Source organism: Nonomuraea sp. NPDC003201 (genome assembly GCF_053590415.1).
Genome location: NZ_JBSFTC010000338.1, coordinates 1 through 11,194, shown reverse-complemented (window position 1 = coordinate 11,194; position 11,194 = coordinate 1). Strand labels below are relative to the sequence as shown.

Annotated in this window: 10 protein-coding genes; 4 read left to right on the top strand and 6 right to left on the bottom strand. The window is 70.7% G+C overall.

All coding sequences use genetic code 11. The annotated features are described in order from the left end of the window. Nucleotides 1-63: 63 nt before the first annotated feature. Together ACWDX9_RS52800 and ACWDX9_RS52795 are read right to left on the bottom strand one after the other, a co-directional pair. Entirely contained in the window at nucleotides 64-663 is a 600-nt protein-coding gene (locus tag ACWDX9_RS52800; protein ID WP_449969545.1) for a serine/threonine-protein kinase, read from the bottom strand. Then, the gene (locus ACWDX9_RS52795; RefSeq protein WP_449969543.1) at nucleotides 653-2,158 is read right to left on the bottom strand and encodes a serine/threonine-protein kinase; all 1,506 of its coding nucleotides are present in this window, start codon (nucleotides 2,156-2,158) and stop codon (nucleotides 653-655) included. The genes ACWDX9_RS52800 and ACWDX9_RS52795 overlap by 11 nt, the downstream gene beginning before the upstream one ends. A 75-nt stretch (nucleotides 2,159-2,233) precedes the next feature. Between ACWDX9_RS52795 and ACWDX9_RS52790 the strand changes: the two genes are divergently transcribed. Together ACWDX9_RS52790 and ACWDX9_RS52785 are read left to right on the top strand one after the other, a co-directional pair. Further along, entirely contained in the window at nucleotides 2,234-3,958 is a 1,725-nt protein-coding gene (locus ACWDX9_RS52790; RefSeq protein ID WP_449969540.1) for a DEDD exonuclease domain-containing protein, read from the top strand. A 17-nt stretch (nucleotides 3,959-3,975) separates the two neighbouring features. Further along, the gene (locus tag ACWDX9_RS52785; RefSeq protein ID WP_080041188.1) at nucleotides 3,976-4,263 is read left to right on the top strand and encodes an Lrp/AsnC family transcriptional regulator; all 288 of its coding nucleotides are present in this window, start codon (nucleotides 3,976-3,978) and stop codon (nucleotides 4,261-4,263) included. Nucleotides 4,264-4,769: 506 nt separating this feature from the next. Here ACWDX9_RS52785 and qcrB read toward each other — a convergent pair. From qcrB to ctaE, 4 genes are read right to left on the bottom strand one after another with little or no spacing between them, the layout of a single operon-like run. Continuing rightward, nucleotides 4,770-6,422 carry a cytochrome bc1 complex cytochrome b subunit gene (gene qcrB, locus ACWDX9_RS52780; protein ID WP_449969537.1) on the bottom strand — a complete coding sequence of 551 codons (1,653 nt, stop codon included), beginning with the start codon at nucleotides 6,420-6,422 and terminating at the stop codon, nucleotides 4,770-4,772. Continuing rightward, a complete protein-coding gene (gene qcrA / locus ACWDX9_RS52775) occupies nucleotides 6,419-7,531 on the bottom strand; it encodes a cytochrome bc1 complex Rieske iron-sulfur subunit (RefSeq protein WP_449969535.1) in 1,113 nt (370 codons plus the stop codon). The genes qcrB and qcrA overlap by 4 nt, the downstream gene beginning before the upstream one ends. Beyond that, nucleotides 7,528-8,337 (bottom strand): cytochrome bc1 complex diheme cytochrome c subunit, encoded by an 810-nt coding sequence (gene qcrC, locus ACWDX9_RS52770; RefSeq protein ID WP_449969532.1) that lies wholly within the window; start codon nucleotides 8,335-8,337, stop codon nucleotides 7,528-7,530. The genes qcrA and qcrC overlap by 4 nt, the downstream gene beginning before the upstream one ends. Nucleotides 8,338-8,351: 14 nt before the next feature. Beyond that, entirely contained in the window at nucleotides 8,352-9,005 is a 654-nt protein-coding gene (gene ctaE / locus ACWDX9_RS52765) for an aa3-type cytochrome oxidase subunit III (RefSeq protein WP_350728934.1), read from the bottom strand. A 210-nt stretch (nucleotides 9,006-9,215) separates the two neighbouring features. Between ctaE and ACWDX9_RS52760 the strand changes: the two genes are divergently transcribed. Further along, complete coding sequence (locus tag ACWDX9_RS52760; RefSeq protein WP_090930538.1) at nucleotides 9,216-9,614, top strand: hypothetical protein; 399 nt, start codon at nucleotides 9,216-9,218, stop codon at nucleotides 9,612-9,614. Between the two features lie 6 nt (nucleotides 9,615-9,620). Beyond that, complete coding sequence (gene trpD / locus ACWDX9_RS52755) at nucleotides 9,621-10,667, top strand: anthranilate phosphoribosyltransferase (RefSeq protein ID WP_355191538.1); 1,047 nt, start codon at nucleotides 9,621-9,623, stop codon at nucleotides 10,665-10,667. Nucleotides 10,668-11,194 lie beyond the last annotated feature (527 nt).

The following is an 11,194-nucleotide window of genomic DNA, read 5'->3' as shown; positions in this document are numbered from 1 at the left end:
GGATGCTCCACCAGGACGTCAAGCCCGCGAACATCCTGCTCGACCTCGACGGCTCCGCCATGCTCACCGACTTCGGCATCGCGACGCCGGGCTGGAGGGCTCCTCGTTGAGCCGCTCGGGCGCCATGTAGCCGGGCGAGCCCGCGCCGCCGAACCTGCCGCCCTGACCGCCCATCGGCGTCGCGATGCCGAAGTCGGTGAGCATGGCGGAGCCGTCGAGGTCGAGCAGGATGTTCGCGGGCTTGACGTCCTGGTGGAGCATCCCGTGGGCGTGGGCGACCTCCAGCGCCGACAGCACGCGCAGCCCGACCGCGGCCACGAACCCGGGCGGCAGCGGCCCCTGATCCTTGATCACCTTGTCCAGCGAGCGGCCGGTGACCAGGTCCATGATGATCCACGGCTGGCCGCCCTCCAGGACGACGTCGTGCACCAGCACGATCGCCGGGTCGCGCAGCCGTCCGGCCGACCTGGCCTCGTGGATCGCCATGTCGGCGAACTCGGCCCGCTCCCGCGGGGTGAGCCCCTCCGGCACGCGTACCTGCTTGGCCGCGACCTGGCGGTCGAGGATCTCGTCGATGGCCCGCCACACCGTGCCCGCGCCGCCCTGTCCGAGCCGCTCGATGAGACGGTAGCGGCCGGCCAGCAGATAGAGGTCATCCGGCATTGCGCAACGCCTGCTCGCTCGTCTGCGCCGCTTTCAGCGCCCGCTGCTTGATCTCCTCGTCGGTGAGTTTGTCCCCGAGGGTGGTGAACTGCACGGTGAGCACCAGGTTGGCCAGGCGGTAGTAGATCTGGGAGGTGTGCACGCGGCCCGTGGGGCCCTTCAGCTCGAAGCCGAACGCCTCCTCGCCGAGGCCGGCGATCTCGCGGACCGGGGTGCGCGTGGCCCGCTGCGAGGTCTTCGCGCCGATCTCGTCCCAGGTCCAGTCGACCTGGTCGTACCTCGTCCACCAGCGCTTCTGGCCTTGGTAGAGCGCGCCGGCCGTGGCCGGGGTCATCGACCAGGGGTCGACGGTGTCGGAGTCCTTCTGCACCTGCAGTCCCACGCCGGTGCTCGCGAGCGCCCAGCCGCACTTGGGGCCCTCGCCGTCGGAGCTCGCCTGCGCCTTGGGCGGGCTCTGCGTACGCAGCAGCGCGCCCATCTCCTCCTGGCTGATCAGCTTGCACACGTCCATGGGCACGGTGAACGCGGCCGGCACCGCGCCCGCCCGGTCCCTGAGGACGAGGAAGGCGGTCGCGCCGCCCGCGCCGAGCACGAGCGCCGTCGCCGCGGCGATCCAGATCGCGGCCCTGCCGGGCCGCTTGACCCTGGTCGGCGCGGTCACGTCCTGGTTGACGGGCAGGTGCGGGGCATGCCCGCCGGCGGCCACCTGCCGGAGCGCGGACACGATCACCCGGGCGTCGGGGCGGGCGGCCGGCTGGTGCGCCATCATGGCCGCCAGCAGGGGCCCCAGCGGCCCCGGAGCGGCCGGTACGGGCTCCGTCAGCGTGGCCCGCACCCGCTGGGCCGCCGACCCCCCGTAGGCCGGCGCGCCCGTCAGCGCGACGTAGAGCGTGGCGCCGAGCGACCACACGTCGCTGGCGGGCCCGCCCGGCTCGCCGGCCAGCCGCTCGGGCGCGATGAACCCGGGCGAGCCGATCATCAGCCCCTGCTCGGTGAGCGTGGCCTGGCCCTCCTGCCGGGCGATGCCGAAGTCGGTGAGGACCACCCGCCCGCTCTCGGTCAGGAACACGTTGCCCGGCTTGACGTCGCGGTGCTGCATCCCCAGCGCGTGTGCCGCGATCAACGCCTCCAGCACGTCGGCGCCGACCCGCGCGGCATGATCGGCCGGCATGGGTCCGAACTCGCGGACCGTCTCACCCAGCGTGCGGCCCCGCAGCAGCTCCATGACGAGCCAGGGCCGCTCCTGCTCGACGACCACGTCGTGCAGGGCCACGATGCCGGGATGGCGCAGCCGCGCCGTGGCCTGCGCCTCGCGCACGGCCCGCATCACCGAGTCGGAGCGCTCCTTGGGCGACATGCCCTCGGCCAGCGTGAGCTCCTTGACCGCGACCTCGCGGTCGAGCATCTCGTCCCTGGCCAGCCACACCTTCCCCATGCCGCCCGCACCGAGCGGGCGCAACAGGGCATAGCGGCCGGCAAGTCTTCCCGAGGACATACAGGGAAGGGTAACTAAGGATCAAGAGCGGTGGTTATTCGTTCCTGTCGGTCTTCCTCTCTATGGTCTTGGAACGTGGACGCGGTTCAAGGCACTCTCGACGAGCTCGGCACTCCGCTGAGCGAGGTCACTTTCGTCGTTTTCGACCTCGAGACGACCGGCGGCGCCCCGTCCGACGACGCCATCACCGAGATCGGCGCGGTCAAGGTGCGGGCGGGCGAGGTGCTGGGCGAGTTCTCGACGCTGGTCGACCCAGGGGGGCCGATCCCGCCGTTCATCTCGGTGCTGACCGGCATCACCGACGCGATGGTCGTGGCCGCGCCGCGGATCGAGGCGGTGCTGCCGAGCTTCCTGGAGTTCATCCGCGGGGCCACGCTGGTGGCCCACAACGCCGGCTTCGACACCCGCTTCGTCAAGGCCGCCTGCGCCGCCCACGGCTATCCCCCGCCGGCCAATCCGGTCGTCGACACCGTCGACCTGGCCCGGCGCGTGCTGACCCGCGACGAGGTGCCCAACGCCAAGCTGGCCACGCTGGCGAGGTTCTTCCGCAGCTCCACCGAGCCGTGCCACCGCGCGCTGCAGGACGCCAGGGCCACCGTCGAGGTGCTGCACGGGCTGATCGAGCGGGCCGGCTCGTTCCAGGTGCACACGCTCGAGGAGCTCAAGTCGTTCGTCCGCGCCCCCACGCCGGAGCAGCAGCGCAAGCGCCACCTGGCCGAGTCGGTGCCGCACGCCCCCGGGGTCTACTTCTTCGAGGACGAGCGCGGCGAGGTCCTCTACATCGGCAAGAGCACCAACCTGCGCAACCGCGTACGCTCCTACTTCACCGCGGGCGAGACCCGCCCGCGCATCCGCGAGATGATCGGCATCGCCGAGCGGGTGCGCCACGTCGTCTGCGCGACCGCCCTGGAGGCGGAGGTCAGGGAGCTGCGCCTGATCGGCGGCGCCAAGCCGCGCTACAACCGCCGTTCCCGCTTCCCCGAGAAGGTGGTCTGGCTCAAGCTCACCACCGAGGCGTTCCCGCGGCTGTCGATCGTCCGCGAGCTCAAGGACGACGGGGCCACCTACCTCGGCCCGTTCGGCAGCGCCCGGCTGGCCGACGAGGCCCGCATCGCCCTGCACGAGGCGGTCCCCCTGCGCCAGTGCACCCAGCCCGTCACGCTGCGCACCCGGCGGGCGGCCTGCGTGCTCCACGAGATGGGCCGTTGCGGCGCGCCCTGCGAGGGCAAGGAGAGCCAGGAGGAATACGCGCTCCACGTGGAGAGCGCGCGCCGGGCCATGACGCTCGACGCCTCGCTCGTCTTCAGCGCCGTGTCGGCGCGCATGGAGCGGCTGTCGGTGGAGCAGCGCTACGAGGAGGCGTCGGTCGATCGCGACCGGCTGGCGGCCTTCGTCCGCACGGCGGCGCGCATGCAGCGCCTGAGCGCCATCACGCGCATCCCGCAGCTGGTGGCCGCCAGCCCGGCGTTCGGCGGCGGCTGGGACATCCACGTCATCCGGTACGGGCGGCTGGCGGCGGCCGGGGTCATGCCGAAGGGCGCCCATCCGACCCCTTTCGTCGCCTCCCTCACGGCCACGGCCGAGGCGGTCATCCCGGGCGCCGGCCCGATCCACGCGGCCAGCGCCGAGGAGACCGAATGCATCCTGCGCTGGCTGGAGTCGCCCGGGGTGCGGCTGGTGGAGGTGGAGGGCGAGTGGAGCCTGCCCGCCTGGGGCGCCGCCCGTCACAAGGCCCGCATCGACCTCGCGTACCGCCATCTTGATCAGCGCCGTAATCGGGAGGGGCGACCTTTGAGGTGAAACGATAGAGTTGATGCATGGTCACGGCTATCGTCCACATCAATGCAGAGGTAGACCGGATCCCGGAGGTCGCCCAGACGATCGCCGAGATCCAGGGGGTCAGCGAGGTCTACTCCATCACCGGCGAATACGACCTGCTGGCGATGGTGCGGGTGGCGGCGTACGAGGAGATCGCCGAGGTGGTCCCCGGGCGGATCAACAAGGTGGCCGGCGTGCTGCACACGGAGACGCACATCGCCTTCCGCGCCTACTCCAAGCACGACCTGGACGCCGCCTTCTCCATCGGCTTCCCCGAAGCCGACTGACCCCACACGGGCTGCCCCACACCGGCTGACCCACACCGGCCGACCCCACGCGGGCCGACCCCACGCGGGCCGACCTCCACGCGGGCTGACCTCATCGGCCGCGGCGGCCTGCCTGCCGATGCGCCCCCTCGGGGCCTTTCGGGCTGAGCGCCCGCGACCGGCGCGACTTCCGGCGCCCGACCGCGCCGTCTTCCGGCGAGCCCGCCTCTCGGCCGTACCTTCGGCCCGGGGTCCCCACCGCGTGCGAGCGCCCGTGACGACGCTCCCAGCCCCCGCCGAGCGCGCCCGCGCATCCCAGGCACGGCCCGCTCGCCAGACGCCGTGGTCCTGCGGCGCGCCCCTCAGGCGGTCACGTGCCCATGTCCCGCACGGCCCCCTCGCCGGGCGCCCAGGCCGCCTCTTCCACGGCAACGCCCTCTTCCCCAGCAAGGAGAACGGGATGAGACGGCGACGGGCCCGGACGAACGTGTCGTCCGGGCCCGCACCGTATGTGGCGAGAGGTGATGTCAGTGCGTGAGGCTGCGGTCCTCGTCGCCACCGGAGCCGATGGCGGCGTGCTCTTCCTCGTGCCCGTGTCCCTCGTCCAGCGGGATCTTCTCCCCGCCGTACGCCTTCGACATGCGAGCGCGCAGCTTGCCGAGCGGACCGCGCATGCCCTTCGGCGGGATGCCCGCGGTGTCCTCGGCCACCGGCAGCATCGCCACCGGCTCCTTGCCCCGCACGTGGGCCTCGATGTCGTCCGCCGGCGGCGTGTGGACCTCGATGAACTCACCGTGCGGCAGCCGCTTGATGACGCCCGACTCCACGCCGTGCGACACGACCGCGGCGTCGGAACGCTGCAGGCCGAGGCAGATGCGGTAGGTGATGATGTACGCCAGCGCCGGCGCGACGAAGATCAGCACCCGGCCGGCGTACGTCGTCACGTTGAGGCTGATGTGGAAGTTCGCCGAGATCTCGTCGTTGGCGCCCAGCAGCCACAGCACGCCGTAGAACGTGATGGCCGACATGCCGATCGAGGTGCGGTGCGGGTTGTTGCGCGGCCGGTCCGCGATGTGGTGCTCGCGGTGGTCGCCCGTCACCCAGCGTTCGAGGAACGGGTAGAGCGCCAGGCCCGTCATGACGATGCCCATCGGCACCAGCGCCGGGATGATCACGCTCAATGGCAGGGTGCCGGCATGGGAGGTGCCGAAGAGGTTGATCTCCCACGGCACCATGATGCGCAGCGCGCCTTCCAGGAAGCCCATGTAGAAGTCGGGCTGCGAACCCGCGGACACGTCGGCGGGCGTGTAGGGGCCGAACAGCCAGATCGGGTTGATCTGGGCGAACGTCGCCAGGCCCGCCACCGTGGCCAGCGTGAACAGGAAGTACGCCCCCGCCTTCGCCATGAAGGCCGGGTAGAACGGCGCGCCGACCACGTTGTGGTTGTTGCGCCCCTTGCCCGGCATCTGCGTGTGCTTCTGCACCCACATGAGCACCATGTGAGCCGAGATGAGCGCCAGCAGGATGCCCGGGATGAGCAGGATGTGCAGCGAGTAGAACCGGGCGACGACATCCTCACCCGGATATTCCCCGCCGAACAGGAAGAACGTGATGTACGTGCCGACCAGCGGCAGCGAGATCGCCACACCCTCGGTGATCCGCAGACCGGCGCCGGAGAGCAGGTCGTCGGGGAGGGAGTAGCCGGTCAGACCCTCGGCGAGCGCCAGCGTCAGCAGCAGCACGCCGATGATCCAGTTGAGCTCGCGCGGCTTGCGGTAGGCGCCCGTGAAGAACACCCGCAGCATGTGGACCATCATGCCGGCCACGAACATCAGGGCCGCCCAGTGGTGCATCTGCCGGATGAGCAGACCACCCCGGACGTCGAAGCTGATCTCCAGCGACGACGCGTAGGCCTCCGACATCATGACGCCCTTGAGCGGCGCGTACGAGCCGTCGTAGGCGACCTCCATCATGCTGGGCTTGAACCAGAACGTCAGGAACGTACCGGTCAGCAGCAGGATGACGAACGAGTAGAGCGCGATCTCACCCAGCAGGAACGACCAGTGGTCCGGGAAGATCTTGCGCAGGTTGCGCTTGAGGAAATTGGCCCCGCCCAGACGGTCGTCGAGGAATGTCGACGGCCCGGCGATGGCCTTGGGCACGGCGGTCAGATCGCTCATGCCTGGCCTCCCTTCTCCCTGGCCGCGCGCTCGGCGTCACCGCGTTCCCAGTAGCTCGGGCCGACCGGCACCTGGAAGTCGCCCTGGGCGATCAGGTAGCCCTCGGCGTCGACCGTGATCGGCAGCTGCGGCAGCGGCCTGGCGGCCGGACCGAAGATGACCTTCGCGCCGTCGGCCGCGTCGAACGTCGACTGGTGGCAGGGGCAGAGGATGTGGTGGGTGTTCTGCTCGTACAGGGCCGCGGGGCAGCCCACGTGCGTGCAGATCTTGGAGTACGCCACGATCCCGTCGTGCGTCCAGTTCTGCCGGACGCCGCTCTTGAGCTCCTCCGGGCGGAACTTGATCAGGATCAGCGTGGCCTTGGCGAGGGCGTTGAGGTCGTGCTGGTAGCCCTCGGGGACCACCGACAGGATGCCGCCGGGCGAGTTGAAGTCGGCGGCCCGGATGGGCTGGCCGGTGCCCTCGACGACGAGCCTGAGCGGCTTGCCCTCCTTGGTCTTCTCGCCCCAGACCGTGTGGCGCAGCAGCTTGTTGAACTTCGCGCCCGGCATCTTGCTGTTGTCGAGGTCGCGCAGCAGCACCACCGGCACGAGGCCGAGAGGCGCGGCGGCCAGCAGCAGCGTGCGGCGCATCAGCTTGCGCTTGACGAAGCCGCTCTCGTTGGCGCCCTGGACGAACGTGTCGGCGACCACCTCGCGGTCTTCCTCGGCGGAGGCCATCGGGTGGCGCTCCTGGACCAGGGAGTACTTCGGCATGATCATGCGTACCCAGATCACGATGCCGATCGCCAGTCCCAGGATCGCCACGGTCAGCGAGGTGCCCAGCGCGAAGTTGGACACTCCGGTCGCCTCGGGGCTGCCGACCTGGAAGACCACGTAGGAGATGATGAACGCGATCGCGGCCAGGAACGTGATCGTGAAGCAGAGCGCCACGATCTTCTCGGCCCTGCGGGCCTTGCTCTCGTCCGGCAGCGTGACGCCGGGGACGTCCTTCTCGACGTCCGGGGCCTCCGCGGTGCCGAGCATCGAGGTGCCCGGCGCGGGGGTGCCGATGACGCGCTTGGGTACGCGCTCATCGGGCTGCTCGATCTCGTGCTCGTTGTCTGTCATGACTTCTGTCGCTTCTTCGCGGTGATCCAGATGGCGGCGAGTGCGAGGACACTGAGGCCTGCGATCCACGCTACGAGACCTTCGGTCACCGGGCCAATGCGCCCGAGGCCGAAACCTCCCGGGTCCTTCTGCGCGCGGACCTGCGTGATGTAGGCGATCATGCTGCGCTTCTCTTCGGGCGTGATGGTCGAGTCGTTGAAGACCGGCATCGCCTGCGGGCCGGTGACCATCGCCTCGTAGATCTGGGTGGGGGTCGCCGAGTTGAGATTGGGGGCGTACTTGCCCTGCGTCAGGGCTCCACCGGCGCCGACCCAGTTGTGACACTGGATGCAGTTGGCGCGGAACAGCTCGCCGCCCTTGCCGGCGTCGCCGAGCTTGGGGTCGACCTGCTCCTGGCCCGGGACCTGCGGGCCGCCGCCGAGCGACTGCACGTAGGCGCCGATCTGCCTGATCTTCGTCTCGTCGACCCAGGGCGCCATCGGCTTGCGCGGCGCCTGCGGACCCGGGTTGGCGGCGGGCATGCGGCCGGTGCCCATCTGGAAGTCGACCGCGGCGGCGCCGACGCCGACGAGCGTGGGCGCCGTCTTGGTGCCCTCCGCGTTCATGCCGTGGCAGCTGGAGCAGTGCTTGACGAACAAGCTCCTGCCCTCGGCCACGTCATCGACCTTGCCTGCCGCCAGTGCCGCGTCGGCAGGCTTACCCGCCTGGACAAAGGCGGCGTATACCATCCCGACCAGCGCCAACGCCAAAATCAGGACGGCATATCTCGCGAGGGGATGCCGCCGCCAAGCGGTGATCCTAGTCACAGAGATCCCGTTCCTTAACGAATGATGTAGATGGTCGCGAAAAGACCAATCCAGACGACGTCTACGAAGTGCCAGTAGTAGGACACGACGATCGCGCTGGTGGCCTGCTCATGCGTGAAGCGCTTCGCGGCGTACGTGCGTCCCAGCATGAACAGGAACGCGAATAGGCCACCGGTCACGTGCAGGCCGTGGAAGCCCGTCGTCAGGTAGAACACCGAGGTGTAGGGGTTGGCGGACAAGGTCGCGCCCTCTGATGCCAGCTCGCCGTACTCGTACAGCTGCCCGGCCACGAAGACCGCGCCCATGAGGAAGCTGACGATGTACCAGAAGCGGAGCTTGCCGACCTGCCCCTTCTCCGCGGCCCACACGCCCAGCTGGCACGTCACACTCGACAGAACCAGGATGATCGTGTTGGCCGTCGCGAACGGGATGTTCAGGTGAGCGCCCTCGGCGGCCTCCAGGCCGACCTTGTGGAAGGCGGGGCCCCAATCGAAGCCGTTGCCCACGCTCACCGACCGGATGGTGAAGTACATCGCGAACAGCGCCGCGAAGAACATGAGCTCAGAGGACAGCCAGACGATCGTCCCGACACTGACCAGATTGGGTCTGCGGTACGACTGTGCTGTCGTCGTCGAAGTTATTGCGGATGCTGTCGCCACGGGCAGCATTATTGCGGCTTCGGTGGTCGGTCCCGCGCACGACCCCCCGGTTAGCAGGTACAAACCGGGAGGCAACCTGGGAGAATCGCCTCAAAACCCCCTGTCAGGCATGGTGGCCTGGGAATGCACACCGGGGCACCGGTACGATCCGAGGTGACCATACTGCTACAAGGGATAGCGAGCGCGACAGTGACCTCCACTGGGAGCACCGACGACACGATGAGGGTCCTCGTCTACAGCGACGACGCCGCCACCAGGGCCGAGGTGATCCAGGCCATCGGCAGGCGCCCCGCCGCCGACGTACCCCTCGTGGAGATCGTGGAATGCGCCACCGAGCCCAAGGTCCACCAGTGGCTGGGCTCGGGCGAGATCGACGTGGCCGTCCTCGACGGCGAGACGCAGCCCGCGGGCGGCATGGGCGTCTCCCGCCAGGCCAAGGACGAGGTCTACGACTGCCCGCCCATCTGCCTGATCATCGCCAGGCGCGACGACCGCTGGCTGGCCGACTGGTCCAAGGCCGACGCCGTGGTGCCGCAGCCGCTGGAGCCCATGGTCCTGGCCGACACCGTGGCCGACCTCATGCGCCGACGCTCCTCGACCCGACTCAACGCTAAGTAGGTGCCCATGGACTCCCGGACGACCTGGCCCACCCTGCTGTCCGCTCTCCTGTCCGGAGAGCACCTCACCTCCGACGAGTCGGCCTGGGCGATGCGGGAGATCATGTCCGGCGCCGCGACGCCGTCCCAGATCGCCGGCTTCGTGGTGGCGTTGCGCGCCAAGGGCGAGACGGTGGCCGAGGTCGTGGGCCTGGCCCGCACCATGCTGGACCTGGCCACGCCGCTGAGCGTGGAGGGGCCCGTGGTCGACGTGGTCGGCACGGGAGGCGACCGCGCCCACACGGTCAACGTCTCGACGATGGCCGCCATCGTGGCCGCCGCCGCGGGCGCCCGGGTCGTCAAGCACGGCAACCGCGCCGCCTCGTCCTCGTGCGGCGCCGCCGACGTCCTGGAGCACCTGGGCATCCGGCTCGACCTCACGCCGGAGCAGACGGCGCGGGTGGCCGAGCAGGCGGGCATCGCCTTCTGCTTCGCCCCGGTCTACCACCCCGCGCTGCGCTTCGCCGGGCCGACGCGCAAGGAGATCGGCGTACCCACGATCTTCAACTTCCTCGGCCCGCTCACCAACCCGGCCCGCCCGGCCGCCCAGGCCATCGGCGTCTTCGACGCCAAGATGCTGCCCGTGCTGGCGGGCGTCTTCGCCGAGCGCGGCGTCAGCGCGCTGGTCTTCCGCGGCGACGACGGGCTCGACGAGCTGACCATCGCGGACACCTCGACCGTCTGGGTGGTCAAGGAGGGCACGGCCACGCAGACGACCTTCGACCCGTCCGTGCTCGGCATCCCGCGCGCCGACGTGGGCGCGCTGCGGGGCGGGGACGTGGCCTTCAACGCCCAGGCCGTGCACGACCTGCTGCAGGGGAAGACGGGGCCGGTGCGCGACGCCGTCCTGCTCAACGCCGCCGCGGCCCTGGTGGCCCTCAACGGGCCGGGCGACGACCTCGACGCCGCCATGACCGACGGCTACGCCCGCGCGGTCCAGGCCGTCGACTCCGGCGCGGCCGCCGCCACCCTCGACCGCTGGATCGAGGTCAGCGCCACCGTCAACGGCGCCTGACCGCCCATTTCGAGGCGCGCCCCGGCTGAGGGGCGCGCCTCCCACTCCGAGCGCTTCCCCTCGTCCGTGGGCGGACCTCCGAGCGCCTCTTCTCGGCCGGGGGCGCGCCTCCTCCGAGCGCTTCCGCTCGTCGGGGGGCGCGCTCCCTCCGGCAGTACGCCTTCCGTCCGCTCGCCTCTGAGGCGCGCACGCCGCCGCAGCGCCGGGGCCGGCACGACGGCGCGCCGCCGGGGCCCGACGACGGCGCGGGGAGCGGACCGGAGCAGTGGCCGGCCAGTAGCTTCACCCTCGCCGGCTCCTCCGCTGACGGCCGCTCCCGTCCCTCAGCGTCCCGCAGACGGCCTGGCCCTTCCCATCCCCCGGGGACGTACCACTTGGACGACGTCGCGGCGCTCAGGCGCGCACAGCGGCGCGGAGAGCGGGCCGGAACGGCGGGCGCCCCTCCCCGGTGCGGCGTCGGCTCGCGTCGGCCCAGGTCGCGCAGGGCGCCGGACCCCGTCCTTGCGAGCGCGCGCGGAGGCACCGCC